The organism is Thermopolyspora flexuosa (assembly GCF_006716785.1).
Taxonomy (GTDB): Bacteria; Actinomycetota; Actinomycetes; order Streptosporangiales; family Streptosporangiaceae; genus Thermopolyspora; species Thermopolyspora flexuosa.
The window spans coordinates 5133184-5158468 of sequence record NZ_VFPQ01000001.1; the positions used below are offsets into that span (position 1 = coordinate 5133184).

Here is a 25285-nt window from a genome sequence, read left to right on the forward strand (position 1 = left end):
AACCATCATGATCACCGCTCTGCGTCCCGTGCCCCGCACGGCCCGCCGTACCGGGATGGCGCTCGCCCTGTGCGCGGCGCTCGCCCTGGCCGGCTGCGCCCGCGGCGAGGAGGACACCGCCCCGCCGGCCGCCTCCGGCGGCGGCCAGGGGCAGCAGCAGGTCGTGGCCTCCCCCACCGGCGAGCCCGCGTCCACCTGCACGCTGGAGAGGTTCGGCGGCGAAAAGTTCGACCTCACCTCGGTGCCGGTCGGCTTCTCCCAGTCGGAGAAGGAGGCGAACCCGTTCCGCATCGCCGAGACCAAGTCGATCAAGGATGAGGCGGCGAAGCTCGGGATCAAGGACCTGCGGGTGACCAACGCCCAATCGCAGTTCTCCAAGCAGATCACCGACGTGCAGCAGCTCATCGCCCAGGGCGTGAAGCTGCTGGTGATCGCGCCGCTGAACAGCGACGGCTGGGAGCCGGTGCTCCAGCAGGCCGCGGCGAAGAAGATCCCGATCATCACGGTCGACCGCAGGATCAACGCCACGCCGTGCCAGGACTACCTCACGTTCATCGGGTCGGACTTCTACGAGCAGGGCAAGCGCGCCGCCGACCGGATGATCGAGGCCCTGGGCGGCAAGGGCGAGGTGGCGATCCTGCTCGGCGCGCCGGGCAACAACGTCACCAACGAGCGCACCGCCGGGTTCAAGGACCGCATCCAGGAGAAGGCGCCGGACATCAAGATCGTCTTTGAGCAGACCGGTGAGTTCACCCGGGAGAAGGGCCAGCAGGTCACCGAGCAGCTCATCCAGTCCCGGCCGGACATCAACGGCATCTACGCCGAGAACGACGAGATGGCGCTCGGCGCGGTGACCGCGCTCAAGGGCGCGGGCAAGGAGCCCGGCGACATCAAGATCGTCTCGATCGACGGCACCCGCAGCGCGGTCCAGGCGATCGTGGACGGCTGGCTGCACGCCGTGGTCGAGTCGAACCCGAGGTTCGGGCCGCTCGCCTTCGAGACCGCGCAGAAGTTCCTCAACGGCGAGGAGATCCCGGACAAGATCATCATCTCCGACCGCGAGTACGACACGTCCACGGCCAAGGAGTCGCTGGGCGACGCGTACTGATCCGTGAGGCCCGCCCCGTCCGGACTTCCCGTGAGCCCGTGTCCGGGCGGGGCGTCCACGGGCGCGGCACGCGGTTCCACCGCAAGACCATGCACGAGACGGCCACGGGGGAGGACCGTTGCCCGTATCCACCGACCCGGAGCCGGTGCTCGAGGCCCGGCGGGTCTCCAAACGTTTCCCCGGGGTGCTCGCCCTCGACGAGGTGTCGTGCGCCCTCCGCCCCGGCGAGGTGCACGCGCTCGTCGGGGAGAACGGCGCCGGCAAGTCGACCCTGATCAAGGTGCTCACCGGGGTGTACCGGCCCGACGGGGGCGAGCTGCGGTACCGGGGCGAGCCGGTGACGTTCGCCACCCCGCTGCAGGCGCAGCGGTCCGGCATCTCGACCATCTACCAGGAGGTCAACCTGGTGCCGATGATGAGCGTGGCCCGCAACCTGCTGCTCGGCCGCGAGCCGCGCAACCGGTTCGGCATCATCGACGTGGCCGAGATGAACGCCCGGGCCGAACGGCTGCTCGCCGAGTACGGCGTGCGCACCGACGTGCGCCGCCCGCTGCGCAGCCTCGGCGTCGGCGCCCAGCAGATGGTCGCCCTCGCCCGGGCCGCGTCGGTCGACGCCCGGGTGATCGTGATGGACGAGCCCACCTCGTCCCTCGAGCCGCGCGAGGTGGAGACGCTGTTCGGCGTGGTGGCGGAGCTGCGCCGCCGCGGCCTCGCGGTGGTCTACGTCAGCCACCGGATGGAGGAGCTCTACCGCATCTGCGACCGGGTCACCGTGCTGCGCGACGGCCGCCTCGTGCACACCGGCCCGCTCGCCGAGCTCGACCGGCTGGAGCTCATCTCGCTCATGCTCGGCCGCGACCTCGCCGCCGCGCCGGCGCGCCGGTCCACCCGGGGCCGCCCCGCCGCGTCCGGCTCCGGCGGCGACGGGGCCGGCCACCCGGCGCCGCGTACGGCCGCACGCGAGGCCGGCCCGCGGGGGCACGCGGCGCACGGGGGCCGGGCCCCGGTGGTGGAGGCGCGCAACCTCACCCGCCGCCACGTGCTGCACGGCGTCTCGGTCGCGGTACGGCCCGGCGAGGTGGTGGGCCTGGGCGGGCTGCTCGGGTCCGGCCGCAGCGAGACCGCGAAGGCGATCGCGGGCGCGGTGCCGCTCGACGACGGCGAGGTGATCGTCGCAGGGCGGCCGCTGCGGCGCCGCACCACCACGGCCGCGGTTCGGGCCGGGGTGAGCCTGCTGCCGGAGGACCGCAAGGCCGAGGGCATCGTGCCCACGCTCTCGGTCCGCGAGAACATCGCGCTCGCCGCGCTCCCCCGGCTGTCCCGCGCCGGGATCGTCTCCGACGAGCGCATCGACCGCATCGTGGAGACGTTCATGCGGCGGCTGCGCATCAAGGCCGCCTCGCCGCACCAGCGGGTGTCCGAGCTGTCCGGCGGCAACCAGCAGAAGGTGCTGCTCGCCCGCTGGCTCGCGGTGCAGCCGAAGGTGCTGCTGCTCGACGAGCCCACCCGCGGCATCGACGTCGGCGCCAAGGCGGAGGTGCGGGCGCTCATCGACGAGCTCGCCGAGGAGGGGCTCGGCGTGCTGCTCATCTCCTCCGACCTGCAGGAACTCGTGGACGGCTCGGACCGCGTGGTGGTGCTGCGCGAGGGCGCGGTCGTCGGCGAGCTGCGCGGCGACGAGGTCACCGAGCAGGCGATCATGGCGACGATCGCCCGCTCCCGGGGCGCGGACGCCGCCACCGCCGCCGGCCCGGGAGAAGGAGAGCAGGATGTCTGAAAGATCCGCCTTGCGGCGCTTTCGCGTCGGTGAGTGGATGGTGTCGGCGGCGTCGTACGCCGGGCGGCCGTGCCGTACCGGGAAGGCGGAGGGCGGTGCCTGATGGCCGAGATCGCGGCGAAGCCGGGGCGGCTCGACCGGGAGCGGGTGCTGGCCTGGCTGCAGGAGTACGGCGTGTACGCGGCGGTGCTCGCCCTGCTCGTCTTCAACATCCTGTTCACGCCGAACTTCCTCGACGTCGGCAACTTCCGCACCCAGCTCGTCCAGGTCACCCCGATCGTGATCGTCTCGCTGGGCATGGCCTTGGTCATCGGCACCGAGGGCATCGACCTGTCGGTCGGCTCGGTGATGGCGCTCGCCGCCGCCGTCGTCGTGCTCTACCTCGGGTACGGCGCGCTCCCCGCGATCGCCATGGCGCTGCTCGCCGGGGCGGTCGTCGGCGCGGTCGGCGGGTCGCTCGTCGCGTACGTCGGGGTGCAGCCGATCGTGGCCACGCTCGCCCTGCTCGTCGGCATCCGCGGCCTGGCGAACGTGCTCGTGCCGCAGCTGCGCGAGTTCCGCAACCCGGACCTGATCGCGCTCGGCGGCGAGTCGATCGCGGGCGTCCCGATCATCGTGATCGTCGCGGCCGTGCTCACGCTGGCCATCGCGTTTGTGGTCCGCCGCACCACGTTCGGGCGGCACGTGGTGGCGATCGGCGGCAACCGGGCGGCGAGCGAGCTGTCCGGCCTGCCGGTGAAGCGCACCCTGCTCATCGTGTACGTGATCTCGGGCGTGCTCGCCGCGATCGCCGGGGTGCTCGCCACCGCCCGGCTGCAGGCGAGCGACCCCACCTCGCTCGGCCTCTACATGGAGCTGTCCGCGATCACCGCCGTGGTGGTGGGCGGCACCCCGCTCACCGGCGGGCGCATCCGCGTGCTCGGCACCGTGATGGGCGCGCTGCTCATGCAGCTGCTCTCCGCAACGCTGATCAAGCACAACCTGCCCCAGTCGTGGACCCAGATGGTCCAGGCGGCCATCATCCTCGCCGCCGTCTACGCCACCCGGGAGCGAGGCACCCGATGACCGAATCCTCCACCTCCACCCCGGCCGCCGGTACGGCACGGCCGCCCGCCGCGGCCCGCCTCGACGCGGCGGCCGAACGGCAGCGGGGCGTGCTGCGCGAGCGGGTGGGCCGGCTGCTGCAGCAGCACGGCGCGCTCATGGTGCTCGCCGTACTCGTCGTCTTCGGCTCGGTGGCCTTCGAGTCGTTCGCCACCGCGGACAACGCGATCAGCGTGATCGTGTCCTCGTCCTTCCTGGCGATCATCGCGATCGGCATGACCTTCGTGATCATCAGCGGTGGCATCGACCTGTCGGTCGGCTCGCTGTTCGTGCTCGGCGGCGTGCTCGCCGCGTACGCCTCCCAGGCCGGGACGCTCACCGCGCTCGCCCTCCCGCTCGCGGTGTGCGGCCTGTTCGGCCTGGTGCAGGGGGTGATCATCGCCCGTACCGGCATGGCCCCGTTCATCGTCACGCTCGCCGGCATGCTCGGGGCCCGCGGCCTCATGCTCGCCGTGTCGCACGAGGGCGCCACCACGTACCTGGTCGAGGACCGGGCCTTCGCCGCGCTCGGCCAGACCGGCCCGTTCGGCACCGGCCTCACCTGGCCGGTGTACATCACCGTGGCCCTCGCCCTGCTCGGCATGCTGCTGCTGCAGCGCACCGGGTTCGGCCAGAACGTGTACGCGATCGGCGGCAACGAGGACGCGGCCAGGCTGATGGGCGTGCCGGTCGCCCGTACCAAGATCCTCGTCTACACCATGTCCGGCCTGCTCGCCGGGCTCGCGGGCGCGCTCAACGCGGCCCGGCTCTCCTCCGGCGTCACCATCCTCGGCGTCGGCCTCGAACTCGACGTGATCGCCGCCGTGGTGATCGGCGGCACCCTGCTCACCGGCGGCGTCGGCGGCATCACCGGCACCATGGCCGGGGTGCTGCTCATGGGCGTCATCCAGAGCCTGATCAACCAGGTCGGCAGCCTCACCTCCGCGGTGCAGCAGGTGGTCAGCGGCGCCTTCCTCGCCCTCGTCGTCATCGCGCAGCGCCTGCTCAGCAGGGCCCAGGGCATCACCTGACCAGCTCGCGGGAGGGGCGCGGCCGGCGGCGGGAAAGGTACCTCGGGCGGTCATCGCCCGTCTCCCCGCCGCCGGCCGTCCGATGTCCGCATCCGGCCGCACGGAATCCGCCAAATGTCGCGCGGCCTTCATCGCCTTCTACACGGGAGTGGGCTAGGCCGGTGGGCTGCACGAGCCTGCCGAGCCTGACTCACCACGCCGGTGTGGGACAGCCCACGCCGGTCTATGTTCAACCGAACTCGCCTCGCTGCGACTTGCCGTCGGGGTCCTGTCGGATCGCGACAACGAGCGATACCTCCCCGACGGCTTCAAACGCTTTGCGCCTCGCGACTGTTCGTCAGTCGGGCAAGGGTCTGGCATCCAACTCAGCCCATACCACGGTGCCTGCGGGATCCCGGTGGAAGCCCCATCGCCGTGCCGCCATGGCCACGAGCGCGAGCCCTCGTCCGCTGTCGCAGTCGATGTCGCATGAGCGCAGGTGGGGTGTGCCGGACAGTCCGCTGTCGCGGACGGCCACCACGACCGAGTCGTCTCCCAGCACCACGGAGACCTCGAACTCGCGTCCGGGGCCTTGGCCGCCGTGCCGTACAGCGTTTCCCGCGAGTTCGCTCACCACGAGCACGACGTCATGCAGCCGCGGATGCCGCTCGCCCACGACGCGGCGGGCGAACGTGCGTGCCTGCCCGACCTGCTCAGGTGTCGCCGTGAAGTGGCGGACCCTCAACAGCGGGCGCTCGGTGAGGTGTAACCAGGTCAGACCGAACGATTGGCTGCGGGCGTGACGTCCCTGGGCGCTTCTGAGGCGGGCGACCGCAATCCTCATGCCACGAACCCGGGAGGACACTCGAGTCAGCGTTCCGCGCAACATGACGATCGCCCATCCGGTACATGGCCGACGGCCGCGTGTTCTGACCGTGGCCTCGTGCTGATCGGGTGCCGTCGCGGGTGTGTCCCGGTGCCGTCGTCCCGGTCACCTGCTGTGCGTTCGGCCTGCTGGATCAGTGTGGCAAGCGCCTGCGGGTCAGGGGCTTCGAGGAGCCTCTGTGCATGGCGGTACGTGGCGGGTGGCATCGCCCACCATCGCCTGGTGAACGGCCCGTACCAGATGTGCCAGCCGCAGGGTGGGCTCACAGAAGCCGGCGATCGTTGCGTCTCGGCGGCCGATTGAGGGTGCGCGCGGTCGGCGTTGTCGATCGCGATCGTCGCGGGTTGGGCAACCACGGTCGCCTCCATGTCCATGGCTGGGGGATTGCGGGCAAGGCATGGGTAACCCTTGATCGCCACTTTGCGTGTACGATCCCTCACGCAGAGCATGTCATGAACAGCTCATGACTGCATAGTGCTTAAGCAGAATCACGCAAAGTTGTGTGGCGCAAGTCCGCCACAAACGGCCCCAACCCACCCGAGAGGAGCCGCGGTGACCGCCAGACGAGGCATGACGCTCCGCGCCCAATGGCTCGGCCGACAGCTTCGCGAACTTCGGGAGGCCGCCGGATACACGTTGCGGGAGGCCGGAACGTACATCCAGCGCGACGGTGCCACCATCAGCCGCTTCGAAGCGGGCATCTACCCCGCCCGCACCCCGGACGTTGCGGCGCTCCTCGACCTGTACGGCGTCTCCGACCCCGACGTACGCGCCGCCCTCATGCGTTTGGCCGCCGACGTCTGGCAGGAGGGCTGGTGGGACAACTACAGCCAGGACCTGCCCAGAATGATCATTGATTTCGCCTGGCTGGAGTCCCGCGCATGTCGAATCCGGTCGTTCGATGCCATGGTGATCCCCGGCCTGCTCCAGACTCCCGCATACATGCAGGCCTCGATGCAAGAGGCGGTGGGTGACGAGGCTCCCCAGACGCGAGGGATGCAGTTCCGGCAGGAACGGCAGAGCCTGCTCGACAGGCCGAATCCTCCACAGATCGAAGTAATCCTTGACGAGAGCCTGCTATGCCGCGAAACCGGAGGACGTGCGGTCCTTAAAGAACAGCTCGACCACCTCATCGAGCTTTCCGGCCGCCCAAATATCGATATTCGAGTCCTACCCTTCGCCGCCGGAGCCCATACAAGCCCTGAAGGCCCATTCATGATCTTCGACCTGCCCGGCCCATATCCCGAGGTCGCCTACATCGACACTCCTGTCGGCGGAATCTATGTAGAGACAGAGAACGTACAGAGGCTTATCCTCAGATATGACCGTATTCGTCAGCGTTCGTTGGATCCATCCCAGTCGACCGCCTTCATCAAAGCGGCCGTGGACAGGCTGAACTAGCTCCGATCGGAGAGACGGCGCATGTCACGTCCTGATCAGCTGCCCGAGGTTGCCTGGCACATCAGCAGTTACAGCCCTAACGGTGGTGCCAGTTGCGTCGAGGCAGGTCCGCTCCTGGATGGCAGCGGCCGTATCGCCGTCCGGCACAGCCACCACCCCGACGGCCCGGTGATCATATTCACCCGAGCCGAATGGGACGCCTTCCTCGCAGGAGTACGTGCTTCCGAGTTCGACTTTCGGTGACTCCTCTTTCCCGCGGGTGTTCCTCCCAGCCCTCGCCGTGATCGGGAAAGGATCTGGCATGAGCAGGGACGCCATCGACCCGGCTTGGCTCGAAACACAGCTCCGAAACGCGCAATGGCGCACCAGCAGCTTCAGCAGCGGCGGGACGAACTGCATCCAGGTGGCATTCCTGGACCGTGGCCTTGTGGCCATCCGCGACTCCAAGCAGCCACAAAATCCGCCGCTCCTGTTCTCCGACGCCGAATACGACGCGTTCGTCAAGGGCATCGAGCATGGTGAACTTCGGCGCGCCTGAGCGCAGCTCAGGGTGGTTGCCGCGGGTAACGGAGACGAGGCCGGCCAAGGCCTGATCCATGGCCTACCGACCTGTTGGCGGAACGGCCCAAGTGCTGGATGAATTCCTTCCACTCAGTCCTGCTGAACAACAAGACAGGGCCGTCCGGGTTCTTCGAGTCGCGCAATGCGATCCGGTCACCGAAAGCTGCGACCTCGACACATTGGTTACCTTGCGTGTTGGAGTGGCTGGATCGGCGCCACGTCGACGTGGCGCATTCGCGTCCTTCTCGCTGAGGCATAGCGTGCTCCTCCGCTGCGACCACTCCATGTGCTGAGGCGTGGCGGCGTTCCCACCGCCTGATTTCCGTGTGGAGAGCACCGAAAACCGCGTCACCGCAAATACTCACTTCGCGACCTCGATGTCGCGGTCGTTCGTGTCGATCCAGGCGTGCGGTAGCGGGACGGAAGTTTTCACCTCGTCGGCCGCGGGGCCGGACGGGAACGGCCCGCACGGCGACAGCCACCGGGCGGTCGCCGTCCAGACCTTGCGGGCTGGTGTGGCCCAGATTGGGGGGGGCACGTGCTCGCTGGTTGTCGTCCATCTTGTCGCCCATCAGAGATACCGGCGCTCCCCCGATCCGCCGCGGCTAGTCCTCCTTGCGCTCGGCCAGCGTGGCCGCGGTCGTCAGGTCGTCGGCCAACCGGCGCAGCAGGCGGTCGAGTTCGAGGAGGTCGCGGTCGCTCCACTCGGTCAGGGCGGGGAGGAACATGCGCTCGCGGGCCGCGTCGAGCGCCTCGGTGACGCGGCGGCCCGCCTCGGTGAGCACGGCCTCCTTGACCCGGCGGTCGATCGCGCTGGGGCGGCGTTCCACGAGGCCGAGTTCGGCGAGCTTGGCCACCTGGCGGCTGACCGTGGTGTGGTCGCGGCCGCCGCGTTCGGCGAGCTCGACGACACCGATCGGGCCGAAGCGCCGGATGGCGACGAGGACCTGGAGCAGGGCGCGGTCGAGGTCGACCCCGGTCTCCGCGATGAGGGTCTCGTCGCGTTGCGGGAGGTTCAGGACCGCGATCAGGTCGAGGATCGATTCGTGGATGCGCCGGCCGATGAGGGCGCGGCGGTGTCTGGACGTCATGATCGCAACCCGATGCCTCTGGCGCCCTTGCGGGCGGACGACGGTGTCGAGGGGAGGATACCGGCGATCATCGCGGGCACGGCCCTGACCGGCCCGGGGGCCGCTTTCGGCCCGTGGCCGTCCCACGCCGTCCGCCAACGACATGCCGGATCACCTCCTCTCACTTAGATGTGCTCATCGTACACATATCTTCGATCGGCACGCCACTCCACCGAGGGAATTTTCCCGGCTGCCATGACAAGCTGAATCAGCAGCTCATCGTGCATGTACGTCGTTCCAATCGGGCCGCCGCCCCGGATCGGCCACTTGACGCACGCATCTGACCGCCCACATACTCCGTGCAAAACGCACACATCTTGAAGGTCGCCGCGGCGCCCGTACGGCGGGCGGCGGCGGAAAGGCGGAGTCCGATGGCACGCAAGTACGACACCGACGTGGTCATCTGCGGGGCGGGGCCGACCGGGCTGACCCTCGCGATCGAGCTGGCGCGCCGGAACGTGTCGTTCCGGCTGATCGACAAGTCGCCGGAGCCGTTCCCCGGGTCGCGGGGCAAGGGCATCCAGGCGCGTACCCAGGAGGTGTTCGAGGACCTCGGCATCCTCGACCGGGTGGTCGCGTCCGGCGGCCAGTACCCGACCGCCCGCGTCTACACCGACGGCGGGCCGATCGACCGGGCCGCCGTGCCGCCCCCGCCGACCCCGGCCGAGCCGTACCACCTGGCGCTGCTCGTCCCGCAGTTCCTCACCGAGCGCCGGATGCGGGAGCGGCTCGCCGAGCTGGGCCACGCCGCGGAGTTCGGCCGGCCGCTGGTCGGGTTCGAGCAGGACGACGAGGTGGTGACCGCGCACATCGGCGGCGCGCACGGCGAGGAGACCGTGCGGGCCCGGTACCTGGTCGGCGCGGACGGCGGGTCGAGCTTCGTCCGCAAGACCCTCGGCGTCGCGTTCCCCGGCCGGACCCTCGGCGTGGAGGCGATCGTCGCCGACCTGCGGGTCGAGGGGCTCAGCTGGGACCTCTGGCACCGCTGGGGCGACGGCACCCAGGGCCGGGAGTTCTCGCTGTGCCCGCTGTACGGCACCGACCTGTACCAGCTCATGGCCGCGGCCCCGGCCGAGGGCGAGATGGACCTCACCCCGGAGGGGCTCACCGCGCTGGCCCGGGAGCGCACCGGGCGGGACGACATCGTGGTCCGCGAGGTGTCCTGGGCGTCGGTGTTCACCATGCAGGCGCGGCTCGCCGACAGCTACCGGGTGGGCCGGGTGTTCCTCGCCGGGGACGCCGCGCACTGCCACCCGCCGACCGGCGGGCAGGGCCTGAACACGAGCGTGCAGGACGCCTACAACCTGGGCTGGAAGATCGCCGCGGTGATCGACGGCGCGTCCGCGGCGCTGCTCGACACCTACGAGGAGGAGCGGCGCCCGATCGCCGAGGACATGCTCGGCCTCACCAAGCGGCTGCTCGGCGAGGCGAAGGCCGGCGGCATGCGGCGCGGCCGCGACGTGATGCAGCTCGACGTCGGGTACCGCGGCTCGTCGCTGGGGCTGCCCTGCCCGGGGCGGGACAAGGGCGTGCTCCCGGGCGACCGGGCCCCCGACGCGCCGGTCACCGGGGCGGCCGGGCAGACCGTGCGGCTGTTCCACCTGTTCCAGGGCACCCACTGGACCCTGCTCGGCTACGAGCCCGGCACCGCGACCATCGCGCCGCGCCGCGGCCTGCGCATCCACATCGTCGGCGCCGACATCCACGACACCGAGGGCCACGTGCGGGACGCGTACGGCCTGGAGGCCGGCGAGTGGGCGCTGATCCGCCCGGACGGGTACGTCGCCGCCGTGGTCGGCACCGCCGGCCTCGGCTCGATCGAGTCCTTCCTCGACCGCGTCGGCGTGCGGCCGGTGCGCTGACCGCTCGCCCGAGCTTCACGGAAGCTTCATGATTCCCTACGTCTCTCCCTCACGCAGGCCCGGTTCGCTACGGGTCATGACCGGATCCCCTCACTCACGGAGCCTCGCGGTCGCCGCGCAGGCCGGGCTCGCCGCGACCGTGGTGGGCGCCACCGCCCTCCACCTCGGCTGGGCCCGGCAGGTCGACACGGTGCGGCACGCCGTGAGCGACTACGCGCTGGCCAAGGGCGCGAACCGCGTCTTCGCCGGGACCGTGGCGAGCCTCACCGCCGGATCGGCGGCGCTGCTCGCCGGGCTCGTCCGGTCCCGGCTCCCGATCGGCGCGTCGGCGACGGCCCTGCTCGGCACCTGGTGCGGCGGGCTCGCCCTCGCCGGGATCTTCCCGCCCGACCCGCTCGGCGCCACCCGGACGCCGAGCGGCCGCACCCACCGGTACGCCGCGGGGGCCGCGATGGCGGCCCTCCCGGCCGTGGGGCTGCTCGCCGCCCGGCGGCTGCGCCGGCTGCCCGGCTTCGCGGCCCGGGCGCGGCGGCTGAGCCGTACCTCGTGGGCGAGCGCGGCCGCCTGCCTCGGATTCCTCGTCGCCGACCAGTGCGCGGCGCGGCGCGACGCCGGCCCGGTGGCCCGCACGGTCGGCGGCTGGCTGGGCCTCACCGAGCGCGTGGCGCTCGGCCTCGAGCTCGGCCTGCTCCACCAGCTCGCCACCGCGGTGCGCGCGGGCCGGGGGAAGCCGTGAGCTGGCTCGCGATCGGCCTGGCCCTGCTCAACGCGTGCTGCTTCACCGCCGGGACGTGGCTGCAGTACGGCGTGGCCGCGACCACGCCGTCGCTGCTCGCGGCGGCCCGGCGGCCCCGCTGGCTCGCCGGGCTGGCGCTGCTGGCCACGGGGGCGGCGTGCCAGGTGATCGCGCTCTCCTTCGCCCCCGTGACCCTGGTCGAGCCGGCCGGGGTGCTCGGGATCGTGCTCACCGTCCTGCTCGGGCTCCGGCTGCGCGGCGAGCGGCTGCGCCCCGGCACCGCGTGCGCGCTCGCGGCGATCCTCACGGGAGCAGGATCGTTCGCGGTGCTCGCCGCGCTGCACACCGTGCCCGCGCCGATCGGCACGGAGTCGCTGGTCGGCGCGGGGGCGGCGGTCGGCGGCGTGGTCGCGGTCTGCGCGCTCGCCGGCTCGGCGCTCGGCGGCCGCGCCCGCTCCCTGATCTCCGCCGTGGGCGGCGGCGCCGCCTACGGCACCACCTCCACGTTCGTCCGGGCCGCGACCGAGCGGTTCGCGGCCGAGGGCGTCGGCCCGGCCCTGCTCGCCGTACTCGCCGGGCTCGCGGCGGTGCTGCTCGCGGGCTTCTGGCTGGTGCAGCGCGCGCACGCGGGCAGCCCGCCGGAGAACACCGTGGCGAACCTCACCGTCACCGATCCGCTCGTCGCCGTCGCCATCGGCGTCGGCCTGCTCGGCGAGGCGCCCGGGCTGACCGTACCGGTCGCGGGCCTGGGGATCGCCGCCGCGGTCCTCGCGTTCGCCGGCGTCGTGCACCTCTACCGCACCACTCCCCCGCACCCCTCCCTTCCCTCCGCCACACGTCAGGAGACCCCATGTCCTTCCAGCGCATAGTGATCGGCGCGGACACCTACCCGCCCGACGTCAACGGCGCGGCGAACTTCGCCCACCGGCTCGCCGCCGGGCTCGCCGCCCGCGGCCACGAGGTGCACGTCATCCGGCCCGCGGTACGGCCCGGCGCGCCCGCCCAGGCGGTGCCGGACGGCCTGACCGTGCACGACCTCGCCTCCTACCCCACCCCGTTCCACCCCACGTTCCGGTTCTGCGTGCCGTGGCGCATCCGCGGGGAGGCGGCCCGGCTGCTCGACCGCATCGCGCCCGACGTGATCCACGTGCAGTCGCACTTCGGCGTGGGCCGTACCCTGATCCGGCTCGCGCAGCGCCGGGGCATCCCGGTGCTGGCGACCAACCACTTCATGCCGGAGAACCTGCTCGGCTACACCCCGCTGCGCGGGCGCGCCGCGGCGACGGTGTCGAGGCTCGCCTGGCGGGACTGCGTGCGGGTGCTCGGCCGCGCCCGGGTGGTGACCGCGCCGACGCCGCGCGCCGTACGGCTGCTGCGCGAGCAGGGCCTCGGCGGCCCCGTGCTGCCCGTGTCCTGCGGGCTCGACCTGCGGCACTTCGGACAGACGCCGGCGCGGGCGGACGGCGCCGGGCCACGGACGGTGCTGTTCGTGGGCCGGCTGGACGCGGAGAAGAACGTGGACGTGCTGCTGCGCGCCCTCCCCTCGGTGGCGGCGTGCACCCCGGTCCGGGCGGAGATCGTGGGCGACGGGTCGCGCCGCCGCGAGCTGGAGCGCCTCGCCGACGAGCTCGGCGTCGCGGACCGGGTCGTCTTCCGCGGGTTCGTCTCCGAGGCCGAGCTGCTCGACGCGTACGCCCGGTGCGACGTGTTCTGCATGCCGAGCATCGCCGAGCTGCAGAGCCTGGCCACGATGGAGGCGATGGCCGCGGGCAAGCCGGTGGTGGCCGCGAACGCCATGGCGCTGCCGCACCTGGTGCGGCCCGGGCGCAACGGGCTGCTGTTCCCGCCCGGTGACGTCGCGGCGCTCGCCGACGCCCTCGCGCTGATCCTGGGCGACGCCGGGACGGCGGAGCGTATGGGCGAGGCCGGGCGCGAGATCATCGCCCGGCACGACATCGAGGCCACCCTCGACGCCTTCGAGGCCCTCTACCGGGGGTCGACGACCATACCGGCGGCGGAGCCCGCGGCGCTGCTCGGCGCCGGGCACGGTGGAGGCGAACGTGAGCAGGCGGCGCATTCTGGTCGTTGACGACGAACCCAAGATCCGCATGACGGTACGGGGCTACCTGGAGGCGGACGGCTTCGAGGTGCTGGAGGCGGCGGACGGGCCGTCGTGCCTGGCCGCGGTCGGCCGGGAGCGGCCCGACCTCGTAGTCCTCGACGTGATGCTGCCCGGCCTCGACGGGTTCGAGGTGCTGCGCCGGATCCGGGCGACGAGCCAGGTGCCGGTGATCCTGCTCACCGCCCGCAGCGAGGAACTCGACCGGGTCATCGGGTTCACCGCGGGCTCCGACGACTACGTGACCAAGCCGTTCAGCGCGCGGGAGCTCGCGCTGCGGGCGCGGGCCGTGCTGCGCCGCGCCGAGGGCGCCGAGCCGGCCCCGGAGGACCGGGTGCTGCGGTTCGACGGCCTGGTCATCGACCCGGACGCGCGCACCGTGGTGGTGGACGGCGAGCGGAACGTGGAGCTGTCCGCGCTCGACTTCGACCTGCTGCTCGCGCTCGCCCGCGCGCCGCGGCGGGTGTTCACCCGGCGCGGCCTCATCGAGCAGGTGTGGGGCCGCGACTTCTTCGGCGACGAGCGGGTGGTGGACGTGCACATCCGCACCCTGCGGCGGGCGCTCGGCGACGACGCGAGCGCGCCCCGCTTCGTGGGCACGGTGCGGTCGGTCGGCTACCGCTTCGTCGCCCGGCCGGTCGGATGACCGGCCGCCACCGCCGGGCCGCGCGGGGCGGGGCGATGCGGGCCACCGCCGCCCCGTTCGTGCCGGCGCCGGTGGCAGGGGCCGCGGCCGCGCTGGTACGCCTCCCCGCCCGCGCGCTCCGCGGGCTCGCCGCGGCGGTACGGCGGGCGGTGCCGTCGCCGCTGCGCGCCGCGGCGTCCCGCGTCGCCGGCCTGGTGGCGGCGGCCGGACGGGTGATCGCGCTGCCGCTCGCGGTACGGCTGGCGCTGTCCCACATTGCCGTGCTGCTGGTGGCGCTGGTGACGGTGAGCATTGCCATCGATGTGATCACCAACCGCGACCTGCTCGGCGCGTTCGGCCGGCTCGACTCGGCGATGGCCCTGTTCACCTCGCTGCTCCTGCAGAAGGCCGGGGCCGAGGTGATGTGGCCCGCGCTCACCTTCGGCCTGGTCGCGGCGCTCACCATGGCGCTGGTGTTCTCCCGGTTCCTGCTGCGGCCGCTGCGGCAGGTCAGCGCCGCGACCCACCGGCTCGCCCAGGGGCACTACGACGACGTGCTCGAGGTGCCCCGGGAGCCGGGGCTCGCCACGCTGGTCGAGGACGTCAACCGGCTCGCCGCCGCGCTCGCCGACATCGAGCGCCGCCGCGCCCGCCTGATCTCGGAGATCGCCCACGAGATGCGCACGCCGCTCACCATCCTCCGCGGCCAGATCGAGGGCATGGCCGACGGCATCTTCGCGCCCGACGAGGCGATGTTCGCCTCGCTCGCCGACGACCTCAACCGGCTGCAGCGGCTCGTGGACGACCTGTCGAACCTGTCCCGGGCCGAGGAGGGCGCGTTCGACCTGCAGTGCAGCCGGGTCGACGTGACCGAGCTGGCCCGCAGGACCGCCGAGTGGCTGCGGCCGCAGTTCGACGACGCCCGGATCCGGCTCGTCGCGGTCCCCGGCCCGCCGGTGGCGGCGTGGATCGACCCGGGCCGCATCCGGCAGGTGCTGGTGAACCTGCTCGGCAACGCGCTCGCCGCGTGCGACCCCGGCGGCCGGGTGGAGATCGCGGTGCGCCCGGTCGGCGGCCCGCACCCGCACGTGGAGATCCGGGTCACCGACGACGGCGTCGGCATCGCCGCCGCCGACCTCGACCGCATCTTCACCCGGTTCGAGCGGGTCGAGCACCCGGGCCGCCCGGCGCGCGCGGGCGGCAGCGGCATCGGGCTCACCATCGCCCGGGGGATCGCCCGCGCCCACGGCGGCGACATCGTCGCGTCCTCGCCCGGCCCGGGCCTGGGGGCGACCTTCACGGTATGGCTGCCGCTGGAGGCGGTACGGCAAGCCGGCGCGGCCGGCTGACCGGCCGTCCCGTGCCGGGGCCGGTGGCGCCGCGGGCCCGGGTCAGCGGCGGACCGGGCAGGCGGGCGGGATCGCGGCGACGATCTCGGCGGGCAGGGGCGGCAGGCCGACCGCGGCGCGGCGCTCGTTGAGCCGGTCCACGTCCGCCACCGGCCAGGGCCGGTCGCCGTGCTCGGTGTGCACCTGCTGCGTGCCGTACCGCTGGAGCCTGCCCGCCGCCACGAGCACCCGGTCGCACAGGTACGCGTACAGGCGGGGGTTCGCCTCGCCGTGGGCGACGGCCGCGGCCATCAGCTCGGCGCACCGGGCCTGGAAGGGGCGGTCGTGGTCGGCGTGCAGGGCGAGCAGCCACAGTTCCTCCGCGGCGCGGTCGCCGATGCGGGACCGGGGCGGCCAGGCGTCGCGCAGCACGGTGCGGAGCCAGGCGGTGTTGTCGCGGTCGATCGCGTGCATGCGGGCGAGCAGGCGGGCACGCCGTACCGGGTCGCCGGGGCCGGCCCGCCGTACCGCGGCGCGGATCGCCTGGTCGGCCGCGGCCCGGCGGCCGAGCTCGGCGGCGAGGTCGAGGTCGACGCCGAGGTCCATGCCGGTCACGGCCCCTCCCCGGCGAGCAGGTTCGCGATCGCCGCGCCGATCGGCAGCCCCGCCTCCTCCTCCAGCCACAGCCACTGGCCGTTGCCGTTGACCTCGAGGAAGACGTGGTCGCCGGCGGGGGTGACGATCAGGTCGACGGCGCCGAACGCGAGGCCGAGGTCGGCCACGACCTCGACGCAGGCGCGCGCCACCGGCTCGGGCAGCTCGCACGCGGACCAGTCGAGGCCCGGCGCGTCGAACCGCCAGTCGACGGCGGTGTGCGCGGACGCCTGGCTGTCCACGGCCGCGGCGAACACCTCCCGGCCCACGACGACCGCGCGGATCTCGTGGTCTTTCTTCACGTACTCCTGGAACAGGCACGGGGTGACGCGGACCCGGTCGAGGTGGGCGGCGTGCTCGTCGGTGATCTCCGTGGTCATGACCACCTGCGGCACCCTGGCGCCCTTGGCGACCGGGCGGCCGCTCAGGCTCTTGTAGACGACCCGGTCCCGTTCCCGCAGGAAGGCGCGGGCCGCGTCCGGGTCGTTCGTCACGAGCGTGTCGGGCACGCGCAGCCCTCTGCGGCGGGCGACGGTGAGCTGCAGCGGCTTGTACTGGGCGGTGGTGAGCTTCTCCGGGTGGGAGACCCACCGCGCGGGGAGGCTGCGCAGGAGCCCGCCGATGCCGCGGCGGGTCTCGGCGAGGGCGAACTCGCGTTCCAGGCCCTTCAGCGCGTCGGGCAGGCCGAACGCGCGGGGGCGCCGGTAGTAGACGCCGCGGACCTCGGCGAGGTCGACGACGGTCTCGCCGTGGCGGAGCGCCGCGCGCCACGGCCGGTCGCCGGTGAGCGTCGCGGTGAGCGTGGCGGCCATCGGGTAGTCGGCGAGGTCGAACCGGGCCACGCTCGTGCCGCGGGCGCGCAGCTCGCCGATGACGCGGTCGGCGTGCACGTCGTCCGGCTGGGTGAGGACGAGGACCCGCGGCCTCGCGAGGTTGATCTCGGGCATCGGCTACCCCTCCGTCCACGGCTCGAACCGCAGGGCGCGGGCGATCCGGCCGGCCTTCTTCAGCCACTCGTCCCGGTAGACGGCGATGGTGAACCGGTCGCGGTAGCGGCCGTCGAGGAAGATGTGCTCGCGCAGCCGCGCCTCGACCCGGAAGTACCGGTCGATCCCCGACCGGTACTGGCGCAGGGCGTTGTCGTAGGAGTCGGCGTAGATCTTGCGCATGGCGGTGGTGAGGAAGAGCTGGGTGAGGAACAGCGCGGCCGCCTCGATGCCGAGCCCGGTCGACCGGGTGCCGGGGTCGGCGACCACGCTCAGCCACGCGTACCCGTCGGCGGCGTTCCGGTTGTACAGGGACAGCCAGACCACCGGCGTGCCGTCGGGGCGGGTGGCGACGAGCTGGCGGGTGGGGTCGAGGCGCATGCGCTCCTCGAAGATGCCGAGGCTCGGCGCCGGCTCCCGGTAGCCGAGCAGCCCGCGTACCTCGGGGTGGTTCTCCCACTGGTAGAGCAGCGGGTGGTCGGCCGGGTCGACGGCCCGCAGGCGCAGGTGGCGCGAGCGGGTCGGGGCCGGTCTGCCCTCGGCGGTCCGCGCCAGGTCGGCGACGTCCCAGTCGGTCAGGTTCTGCTGCACGGGCTCACCCGTCTCCTTCTCACTCGTCGGTCCGGTCGGGCCCGGCCTGCTGGGCGTAGAGCCGCGAGTAGACCGGGCCGCCGTTCACCAGGTCGCGGTGCCGCCCCCGCTCCACGATCGCCCCGTCGGCGAGGACGACGATGTGGTCGGCGTCCACGACGGTGGAGAGCCGGTGCGCGATCACCAGGCAGGTGCGGTCGGCGCTGAGCCGCTGGAGGGCGGCGTTCACCAGCCGCTCGTTCTCCGCGTCCATCTGCGAGGTGGCCTCGTCGAGCACGAGGATGCGCGGATCCTGCAGGATCGCCCGGGCGATCGCCATGCGCTGCCGCTCGCCGCCGGAGAGCCGGTGACCCCTCGCGCCCACCCGGGTGGCGAGGCGGTCGGGGAGGGCGTGCACCGTGTCGTGCAGGTTCGCCGCCTCCAGCGCGGCCCACATCTCCTCCTCGGTGGCGTCGAGCCTGCCGTACCGGAGGTTGGCGGCGATGGTGTCGTTGAACAGGAACGGGTCCTGCGGCACGCAGCCGACCAGGGCGCGCAGGCGGTCGTCGTCGAGGTCGGCGGCATCGGTCCCCCGGATCAGGACCCTGCCGGAGGCCGGCGGGTAGATCGCGGTCGCCAGGTAGCCGAGGGTAGTCTTGCCGGAGCCGCTCGGGCCGACCACCGCGACCTTCTCCCCGGCCCCGACCCGCAGGTTCACGCCGCGCAGCGCCCACCGCTCCGGCCGGTACGGCGCGGCGTCGCGGCCCGCGGGGCCGGTGGGGCCGGCGCGGTCCGGCCGGGCGCGGTCGTAGCTGAACCACACGTCCCGCAGCTCCAGGTCGGGGACCTCGCCGCCGGCGGCGTGGTCCTCGGCCGGGACGGCCGTCTCGGCGGGCGGCCGCTCCCGCACCTGGAGCGCGGGGCGGCTCACCGGGACGTCGAGGAAGGCGTAGATGCGGGTGAGCGAGGCGCCGGCGGCGGCGAGCCGGGTCCGGGACTCGGCCATCGACGACAGCGGCAGGTACAGGCTCGCCAGTGCGGCGGCGAACCCGGCGACCGTGCCGATGCTCGTCGCGCCGGTGCTCACCAGCCACATGCCCACCCCGACCGTGGCGACCGCGACGAGCGCGCCCATGACGGTCACCGCGAACCTGACCAGCGCCTCGATCCGGGTCCGCCGGATCCCGAGCCGCCGCACCCGGTCGGTGAGCCGCAGGAAGCGTTCCTCCTCGTGGCCCTGGCGCCGGAACAGGCGGATCTGCAGCGCGCCGGACACCCCGGTGGTGTCCGACACCACGCCGATCAGCTCCTGCAGGCCCGCGAGCTGGGTGGCCGCGGTCCGCGTGGCGTGGCCGCGGGCGATCCGCACCAGGAGCACGGCGAGCGGCACCGAGACCAGGGCGACGAGGGTGAGCCGCCAGTCGAGCACGAGCACGGCCGCGACCACGACGAGCAGGTTCGCCGCGCCGGCGAGCAGCGCGGGGATGTCCATCGCCATCGCCACCTGGACGTTGGAGACGTCGTTGGCGAGCAGGGTGAGGAACGCCCCCGGCTCGCTGGACGGGTAGAAGCCGAACGGCACCCGCAGCGCGTGCCGGTACAGGGTGGTGCGCATCCGGCTGGCGACCGTCTCCCCGAGGGCCGCCGTGGTCACCATGCGCAGGGCGAGCACGCCGGCCTGGGCGACCGCGACGGCGAGGACGACCAGCAGCGGGGGCCACAGCGCCGCCGTCCCGGTCCCCGCGACGACGCCGTCGACGAGGGCCCGGACCACGAACGGGGTGACCAGCACCCCGAGCGAGCCGGTCACCGACAGCAGGACGACGCCGATCAGCCGGGCCGCCTGCCCGTGCAGCAGCTCACCGGTACGGCGGGCGAGCGGGCTGCCGGTGAGCCATGCGAACACGGCGGTGAACACGCCCGCCACCCGGTCGCCCCTGCCGCTTCGCGCCATTCTCCCCGCCCTTTCGATCGCCGGAACCGGTGCCCGGGAGAAGTGTTTCCCCGGGCACCGGCACCACCTCGGAACCACTCGGAACCGGCCGGATTCATCCGGCGGAGCAGCTCACGCACGGTGAATCCGGACCGCCCTTTTCGTGTCGTGAACGGGCCTTTTCTCCCCCAGGGTTCCCCGGTCAGGAGAACTGCGCGAGGGGCACGGTGAAATTCAGTCGTTGATGCACTGGAAACCGTTGTCGATCCAGACGTAACCGGTGGAGTTGTACCGGGTCGCGTACACGCGGAGGTACCGCTCCTCGTCGGCGATCACGGCGTCGCCGGAATCGCCGACCGGGGTGAAGGAGAGACCGGCCGCGAAAGGCAGGACCGCGGCGTCCGCGGTCTTCTCGAAATCCGCGAAATGGTCCTCCGGAACCAGTGTGGGCTCGTACTCGGCGAGCCCGCTCATCTCCAGCGCGCCCTGGTCGAGGTCGACCTCGGCAGGGGTGTACGTCGGCACTTCCTGACTCCTTTCGGGAAAGATGCCGGAAAGGGTTCCCTGGGGAGAGCGTCACCCGGCGGGGTCCACCGCCGGTTCACCGGGGGAACACCGGCGATACACCGCGCCGTCGCCGCCCGGCACCGCGGTTCCGCGCGGCCGCGGCCGGCCCGGCGCGGCGGTCAGCGGGCGGCGCCGCGGGCGTCGGCGAAGGTCGGCGGCCGGGCGGCGAGGATCCGCTGGTGGAGCTCGGCGAGGCGGGGCCCCGGCTCCACGCCGAGCTGCTCGGTCAGCACGTCCCGGCACTGGAGGTAGGCGGCGAGCGCGTCCCCGCGGCGGCCGTCCTCGTAGAGCGCGATCATGAGGTCCGCCCACAGCCGCTCGTGCAGCGGGTAGATGGCCAGCGCGACCCGCAGCCAGGCGACCGCCTCGCCGTACTCGCCCAGCCTCCGGTAGACGGCGGCGAGCCGGTGCAGCGTCTCGATCAGCCGGTCGTCGAGCAGGGTCGCGGCGTTCCGGAGCGCCTCGGACTCGCCGACGAGGTCCTCCAGGGCGGGCCCGCGCCACAGCTCGGCCGCCGCGCGCAGGTGCCGGGCCGCGGCCGCGTGGTCGCCCCGGGCGAGCGCCGCCGCGCCCGCGGCGCGGTGCTCCTCGAAGCGCACGACGTCCAGGCTGTCCTGCGGCGCGTCCAGGCGGTAGCCGCTCGGGACCGTGCGGATGGACGCCCCGGTGGCGCGCAGCTCGTTCCGGAGCATCGACACATACGTTTTCAGATTTCCGTGGGCGGAGGCCGGCGGCCGCTCTCCCCACAGCGCGCTGGAAAGTCGTTCGGTCGAGACCGCCCGGCCGCGATTCAGCAGCATATAGGCGAGAAGTTGCCGCAGCTTCAGCCGCCGCAGCTCGACGCGACCGCCGTCCGCCCTGCGCACCTCCAGTGGACCCAATAATAAAAACCTCACCTGGCCATCCTCCCCCGGGGGCAATTTTCGGTGACCCACTAGGTGGCCTGAAGCGATCAGATTCAACTCGCGGTGTGACGACGGCGTCAAGGAATTCTTAAGGAACGGGAACAGGCGTCGGTGCGCACCTGTTATCGCGGGTCACCCGCCGCGTGCGCCGCCGGTGAAACACGCAGCGATTTCGGGTGCGGCCCGCGGCCGGGGAGAAACGAATACCGAGCGTGACGGATCTCCGGGCCCGGCGGGATTGAAACTAGCCTGAAATCCGGCCGCGCCGGCGCGGCCGGGCCGCCGCGGGAACGGTACGGCGGGGCGCGGCCTCGCCCCGCCGCCGTTCTCCCGGGAGCCTGCTCAGGAGCCGGTCGCCAGCACCGCGGCGGTCATGACGAGCGCGGCGCCGATCGCCATGAAGGCGAGGCCGAGGCCGATGACCAGGGTGGTCAGGTGCCAGGCCTGGTAGGCGCTCATCAGCGAGGCGCGCAGGGTCTGGCCCATGAACGCGGTCTGGCGGAGGGCGGTGAGTTCCTCGTCGCCGCGGCGCTCGGCGAGCTGGGCGCTGATCTCGGAGTAGGTGCGGCCGCCGGTGGCCTTGCGCACGTTCGCGCCGATCATGTCGGCGAACGCCTTCGCCTGGTCGCCGGTGGCCACCGCGGCACCGGCGTGGCGGGCCAGGTGCGGGGGCAGCTTCTCCGCCTCGGGGAAGACGATCTTCTGGTCGGCGAGCTCGCGCCGGATCTCGGCGCGCCCGCTGCGGCCACGGACGACCATCACCGGGCCGGCCGTGAGCATCGCCGCGCCGACCACGGTGAGCAGCGCTACGGCAAGCCCTCGGATATCGGTCATTCATGCCCTCCGGTGGAGAAGTGGCCGGTCGGCGCCCTCCCCGGCCCGGTGCACGGGCGGGTACGGCGTGCCGGGCGGTCCGGAGCGGCCCCCGTGGCCCGCCGTCATATGGGGGACGCGGGTTGCGGGGCCAGGGCGTCGGACCGGCGCACGGTCGGGTTCGGTACGGCGGGCACGTCCGGCGTGCCGCCGCGCAACAGGTAGGCGACCACGTCGGCGGCCCCGTAGTCGGGCGCGGGCAGGTGGGCGAGGAAGCCGAGGTCCTGGCCGAGGGTGACCAGGGGCGGCTCGGCGTAGCCGTCCTGCCGGGTCTGGCCGAGTCCCGCGGTCGCGGTGAGCGCGTTGCACAGGCAGTGGCGTCCGGCGGTCTCCTCGGCGCTGCCGCCCTTGCGCACGAACAGGTCGACGGGCTCGGCGGGGCAGCGGTAGCCGACGTCGCCGTCCGGCTTCAGGTAGGGGGTGCGCAGGTAGCCGAGGTCGCACAGCCGGGGGCGCGCGGCGTACACCCGCTCCTCCGACAGCGTGCCCGCCAGCCGGGCCACCTTGAACGGGAAGCCGGTCGGCGAGGAGGACGGGTCGTTGCGCACGTGCAGCGCGCCGCGCCCGGCGAGCCGGAGCAGCCGCCGCCGGATGTGCTCGCCGAGCCCGGACTCGCGGCACAGCGCGAACGCGGTGCCCACCTGGATGCCCGCGGCCCCGGCGGCGAGCGCCTCGGCGAGCCCCTGCGGGGTGGCGTAGCCGCCGGCGAGCCAGAACGGCAGGCCGAGCGCGGCCACCTTCGCCACGTCGATGCGGTCGCGCGGGCCGTACACCGGCTCGCCGGTCTCGCTCAGCCGCATCCGGCCCCGTGGCGGGGCGCTGTGGCCCCCCGCCACGGGGGTTTCCAGGACGAAGCCGTCCGGCCGGGTCGCCGGGTTGCGGCTGAGGTGGACGGCGAGCACCGCCGCCGAGACGATCGCGAGAAAACGGGGACGGAGCGGCGGCGGTGCCCCTGGTACGGCGAGGCGCGATGGGTCGAAGGTGATCACGTGCGGGGCGTCGGCCCCGGCGACGGTGATCGACAGCCTGGCGGGGCGTCCGGCGGCGAGGGCGTCGAGCAGGGCCGGGATCTCGCTCGGGATGCCGGCGCCCATGAGCACGTAGTCGACGCCGGCGAGCATCGCCCCGTAGACCGAGGCCGGGGTGGCGAGCTGGATCTTCTCCAGGTAGTTGACGCCGATCGGGCCGTCGTGGCCCTGTTTGGCGAGCCAGACCTCGACGAAGTTGCCCGCGGCCTGCAGCTCGTCGCGCCACGGGTTCGGGCGCAGGCCGAGGCGGGGCACGGGCCGGAACGGGCGTCCTTCGGGGATGCCGCCGGGCACGTAGTAGCGCTCGAGGATGCGCTCGGCGGCCTGCCTGCGCGGGTAGGCGGCGAGGGCGCGCCGTACGTGGCCGCCCGGGTCGCCGAGCTGGAGGCGGCGGGTCATCAGCGTGTCGAGGGCCACCCCGGACACGACCCCGAGCTGGCCGGTGGCGGCGACGGCGCGGGCGAGCCGCCAGTTCGACACGCCGACCCCCATGCCGCCCTGGATGATCCGGGGGAGGGCGTGGCGCCCCGTCTCGCCGAGTTGCTGAGCAGCGGTCACCCAGACGCCCTTTCCACGGATCTCGTACGGCCGGTACCGACCCCCGTTGGCCAACCATCATGTCTCCGCTGCCCGTGGACAGGGGGGCCACGGGCAGCGGAGCCCATGTGCAGCGCGGCTCGATCACGGCCGGGGCCGAAGCCGTCTCCCTACCCGGCGGCACGAACCGGGGACTTCGGCCCCTCTGCGGGACTCATGGCGGAGGCATCCGAAACCAGTACGGGCCGGTCGTGATCGCGCCACCACGAGCATGCCGCCCCGCCCATACGTCGCACCTGGGACTTTGGTCCCGAAACGGTGGACCGATCGTCCTGATCGCCGCCGCCCGCGCGCCCGCCCGGGGAAGCCGCGACGACCTTTCACATGATCATGATTCGCAGGTGGGAGGGGCGGTCCCGCCCCCGGCCCCCGGTGGACCAAGAGCCGACCGGAAAGGGTCCTTGGACCCTGGTTGCGGTCTCGCGGAACGGGTTCCTTTTGTGTGACGTAGCCCTCAGCCGGTCGGCCCCCACCGGCCGGTGCCCGGAAGGCGGACTCGGATGAAGGTGAGGCGCGGTGTTCCCCGCTGCTCGTCCCGCGGTACGGCGGGCCTGCTCGGCCGGCGCCGCGCGGGGCGGTCAGAGGCGCGCGATGCGCACCTTCCACAGCTCGGGGCCGGTCTCCACGTAGTCCCAGGTGAACTCGCCGGTGCGCTCGGCGGCGAAGTGGTGGTAGAGCGGCCTGGGATCGTGGTCGTTGACGAGCACGAACGCCTCACCCGGCCGGAGCGCGTCGAACGTGGCGAAGATCTGCGCGTGCCGCCTGCCGTGCGGCAGCGCCCGTACGTCGAGTTCGCCGTCGACGAGCTCGGCGGTCGCGTCCGGGTCCCCCGCCGTGTCGTGACCCCCGCAGGCGCACCGGTGCTCCGCCGGGGCGTCCGCCTGGGCGTGCCCGTGCGCCTGCCCGTGACCGTGCCCGTGGCCGCCACAGCCGCATCCGTGGGCGGCCTCGGCGGCGCCGGGGTGCGCCTGCTCGCCGAGGATCTCGTGCATGCCGTCGAGCAGGCCGGCCAGATCGACCCCGGCGTCGGCCAGGGCCGGCAGCAGCAGGTCGTTCTCCTTGCGCAGGTGGACCTGGAACAGCACGTCGAGCGCGCTCGCGGCGCCCGCGATCTCGCCGGTCGTGGTCGCCTGCTCCAGCTCGCCGACCAGCTCGCGCAGCACCGCGTGCTCGTCCGCCATCGCGCGCACCAGCAGACGGGTCTCGGCGAGATCGGCACCGGCGGCGTACAGGGTGCGCTCCTCGGCGAGGGCGTGCGGCAGCACCTCCTTGGTGCAGAAGGCCACCATGCGCGCCCGGCGGTCGTACGGCGAGAGCAGCCGGTCGATGTCGCGCCGCAGGGCGACGGCGTGCTGGGCCATGGTCAGGCCGAGCCGCCGATGGTGGTCCCGGATCGCCCGGAGCGTCGCCTCCTGGGCGTGCGCTCCGTGGGCTGCGGTGGTTCGAGCGGTCATGTCGGGCTCCTTCCCCGGGTCCGGCACCTGCCGAGAGTCGAGGATAGTTTTTACGATGTCTCTTGTATTTACAATGCCGTCTGTGCAAAATC

The 25285-nt window shown here is 73.0% G+C and carries 26 protein-coding genes; 13 read left to right on the forward strand and 13 right to left on the reverse strand.

The window, feature by feature from the left end:
- Nucleotides 1–7: 7 nt before the first annotated feature.
- From FHX40_RS22005 to FHX40_RS22020, 4 genes are all read left to right on the forward strand, one after another.
- Nucleotides 8–1108 carry an ABC transporter substrate-binding protein gene (locus FHX40_RS22005; RefSeq protein ID WP_211350352.1) on the forward strand — a complete coding sequence of 367 codons (1101 nt, stop codon included), beginning with the start codon at nucleotides 8–10 and terminating at the stop codon, nucleotides 1106–1108.
- Nucleotides 1109–1226: 118 nt separating this feature from the next.
- On the forward strand, nucleotides 1227–2885 hold the full coding sequence (locus FHX40_RS22010; protein ID WP_142261380.1) for a sugar ABC transporter ATP-binding protein: 1659 nt from the start codon (nucleotides 1227–1229) through the stop codon (nucleotides 2883–2885).
- Between the two features lie 102 nt (nucleotides 2886–2987).
- The gene (locus FHX40_RS22015; RefSeq protein ID WP_142261381.1) at nucleotides 2988–3950 is read left to right on the forward strand and encodes an ABC transporter permease; all 963 of its coding nucleotides are present in this window, start codon (nucleotides 2988–2990) and stop codon (nucleotides 3948–3950) included.
- Nucleotides 3947–4999 carry an ABC transporter permease gene (locus tag FHX40_RS22020; protein WP_142261382.1) on the forward strand — a complete coding sequence of 351 codons (1053 nt, stop codon included), beginning with the start codon at nucleotides 3947–3949 and terminating at the stop codon, nucleotides 4997–4999. The genes FHX40_RS22015 and FHX40_RS22020 overlap by 4 nt, the downstream gene beginning before the upstream one ends.
- Nucleotides 5000–5336: 337 nt before the next feature.
- On the opposite strand, the gene FHX40_RS22025 is transcribed toward FHX40_RS22020, so the two are convergent.
- Complete coding sequence (locus FHX40_RS22025) at nucleotides 5337–5822, reverse strand: ATP-binding protein (RefSeq protein WP_170198926.1); 486 nt, start codon at nucleotides 5820–5822, stop codon at nucleotides 5337–5339.
- A gap of 594 nt (nucleotides 5823–6416) precedes the next feature.
- Here FHX40_RS22025 and FHX40_RS22030 point away from each other — a divergent pair.
- Genes FHX40_RS22030 through FHX40_RS22040 form a run of 3 tightly spaced genes read left to right on the forward strand, consistent with a single transcriptional unit; the run spans nucleotide 6417 to nucleotide 7803 of the window.
- Complete coding sequence (locus FHX40_RS22030; protein WP_229788492.1) at nucleotides 6417–7265, forward strand: helix-turn-helix domain-containing protein; 849 nt, start codon at nucleotides 6417–6419, stop codon at nucleotides 7263–7265.
- Nucleotides 7266–7286: 21 nt separating this feature from the next.
- Nucleotides 7287–7508, forward strand: a complete 222-nt coding sequence (locus tag FHX40_RS22035; protein WP_142261384.1) for a DUF397 domain-containing protein — start codon at nucleotides 7287–7289, stop codon at nucleotides 7506–7508.
- Nucleotides 7509–7566: 58 nt separating this feature from the next.
- Nucleotides 7567–7803 (forward strand): DUF397 domain-containing protein, encoded by a 237-nt coding sequence (locus FHX40_RS22040; protein ID WP_142261385.1) that lies wholly within the window; start codon nucleotides 7567–7569, stop codon nucleotides 7801–7803.
- Between the two features lie 7 nt (nucleotides 7804–7810).
- Here the strand turns inward: FHX40_RS22040 and FHX40_RS22045 are convergent, their stop codons facing one another.
- The 3 genes from FHX40_RS22045 to FHX40_RS22050 form a co-directional block, all read right to left on the reverse strand.
- Nucleotides 7811–8083 carry a DUF397 domain-containing protein gene (locus FHX40_RS22045; protein WP_142261386.1) on the reverse strand — a complete coding sequence of 91 codons (273 nt, stop codon included), beginning with the start codon at nucleotides 8081–8083 and terminating at the stop codon, nucleotides 7811–7813.
- 104 nt (nucleotides 8084–8187) lie between these two features.
- A complete protein-coding gene (locus FHX40_RS25270; protein ID WP_170198927.1) occupies nucleotides 8188–8364 on the reverse strand; it encodes a hypothetical protein in 177 nt (58 codons plus the stop codon).
- Nucleotides 8365–8431: 67 nt separating this feature from the next.
- A complete protein-coding gene (locus FHX40_RS22050; protein WP_142261387.1) occupies nucleotides 8432–8917 on the reverse strand; it encodes a MarR family winged helix-turn-helix transcriptional regulator in 486 nt (161 codons plus the stop codon).
- A 410-nt stretch (nucleotides 8918–9327) separates the two neighbouring features.
- Between FHX40_RS22050 and FHX40_RS22055 the strand changes: the two genes are divergently transcribed.
- The 6 genes from FHX40_RS22055 to FHX40_RS22075 all read left to right on the forward strand — a co-directional run bounded on the left by FHX40_RS22055 (nucleotide 9328) and on the right by FHX40_RS22075 (nucleotide 15647).
- Entirely contained in the window at nucleotides 9328–10818 is a 1491-nt protein-coding gene (locus FHX40_RS22055) for an FAD-dependent oxidoreductase (protein ID WP_142261388.1), read from the forward strand.
- A gap of 76 nt (nucleotides 10819–10894) precedes the next feature.
- Nucleotides 10895–11554, forward strand: coding sequence for a DUF998 domain-containing protein (locus tag FHX40_RS22060; protein ID WP_170198928.1), 660 nt, complete (start codon nucleotides 10895–10897; stop codon nucleotides 11552–11554).
- On the forward strand, nucleotides 11551–12423 hold the full coding sequence (locus FHX40_RS25570; protein ID WP_211350353.1) for a DMT family transporter: 873 nt from the start codon (nucleotides 11551–11553) through the stop codon (nucleotides 12421–12423). The genes FHX40_RS22060 and FHX40_RS25570 overlap by 4 nt, the downstream gene beginning before the upstream one ends.
- Nucleotides 12405–13643, forward strand: a complete 1239-nt coding sequence (locus FHX40_RS25575; protein WP_211350354.1) for a glycosyltransferase — start codon at nucleotides 12405–12407, stop codon at nucleotides 13641–13643. The genes FHX40_RS25570 and FHX40_RS25575 overlap by 19 nt, the downstream gene beginning before the upstream one ends.
- Nucleotides 13615–14319, forward strand: coding sequence for a response regulator (locus tag FHX40_RS22070; RefSeq protein ID WP_142261390.1), 705 nt, complete (start codon nucleotides 13615–13617; stop codon nucleotides 14317–14319). The genes FHX40_RS25575 and FHX40_RS22070 overlap by 29 nt, the downstream gene beginning before the upstream one ends.
- Nucleotides 14316–15647 carry a sensor histidine kinase gene (locus FHX40_RS22075; protein WP_211350355.1) on the forward strand — a complete coding sequence of 444 codons (1332 nt, stop codon included), beginning with the start codon at nucleotides 14316–14318 and terminating at the stop codon, nucleotides 15645–15647. The genes FHX40_RS22070 and FHX40_RS22075 overlap by 4 nt, the downstream gene beginning before the upstream one ends.
- Nucleotides 15648–15689: 42 nt before the next feature.
- On the opposite strand, the gene FHX40_RS22080 is transcribed toward FHX40_RS22075, so the two are convergent.
- From FHX40_RS22080 to FHX40_RS22120, 9 genes are all read right to left on the reverse strand, one after another.
- On the reverse strand, nucleotides 15690–16232 hold the full coding sequence (locus FHX40_RS22080; RefSeq protein WP_142261959.1) for a DUF6624 domain-containing protein: 543 nt from the start codon (nucleotides 16230–16232) through the stop codon (nucleotides 15690–15692).
- Nucleotides 16233–16237: 5 nt separating this feature from the next.
- Nucleotides 16238–17227: an MvdC/MvdD family ATP grasp protein gene (locus tag FHX40_RS25275; protein ID WP_170198929.1), complete on the reverse strand. Its 990-nt coding sequence runs from the start codon at nucleotides 17225–17227 to the stop codon at nucleotides 16238–16240.
- Between the two features lie 3 nt (nucleotides 17228–17230).
- On the reverse strand, nucleotides 17231–17857 hold the full coding sequence (locus tag FHX40_RS22090) for a GNAT family N-acetyltransferase (RefSeq protein ID WP_142261391.1): 627 nt from the start codon (nucleotides 17855–17857) through the stop codon (nucleotides 17231–17233).
- A 19-nt stretch (nucleotides 17858–17876) separates the two neighbouring features.
- A complete protein-coding gene (locus tag FHX40_RS22095) occupies nucleotides 17877–19790 on the reverse strand; it encodes an ABC transporter ATP-binding protein (protein WP_142261392.1) in 1914 nt (637 codons plus the stop codon).
- A gap of 213 nt (nucleotides 19791–20003) precedes the next feature.
- Nucleotides 20004–20294 (reverse strand): hypothetical protein, encoded by a 291-nt coding sequence (locus tag FHX40_RS22100; RefSeq protein ID WP_142261393.1) that lies wholly within the window; start codon nucleotides 20292–20294, stop codon nucleotides 20004–20006.
- Nucleotides 20295–20455: 161 nt separating this feature from the next.
- On the reverse strand, nucleotides 20456–21217 hold the full coding sequence (locus FHX40_RS22105; protein ID WP_142261394.1) for an AfsR/SARP family transcriptional regulator: 762 nt from the start codon (nucleotides 21215–21217) through the stop codon (nucleotides 20456–20458).
- Between the two features lie 366 nt (nucleotides 21218–21583).
- Nucleotides 21584–22075: a hypothetical protein gene (locus FHX40_RS22110; protein ID WP_142261395.1), complete on the reverse strand. Its 492-nt coding sequence runs from the start codon at nucleotides 22073–22075 to the stop codon at nucleotides 21584–21586.
- Between the two features lie 104 nt (nucleotides 22076–22179).
- Complete coding sequence (locus FHX40_RS22115) at nucleotides 22180–23700, reverse strand: nitronate monooxygenase (RefSeq protein WP_244941612.1); 1521 nt, start codon at nucleotides 23698–23700, stop codon at nucleotides 22180–22182.
- 617 nt (nucleotides 23701–24317) lie between these two features.
- A complete protein-coding gene (locus FHX40_RS22120; protein WP_142261396.1) occupies nucleotides 24318–25193 on the reverse strand; it encodes a DUF2249 domain-containing protein in 876 nt (291 codons plus the stop codon).
- Between the last annotated feature and the right edge of the window lie 92 nt (nucleotides 25194–25285).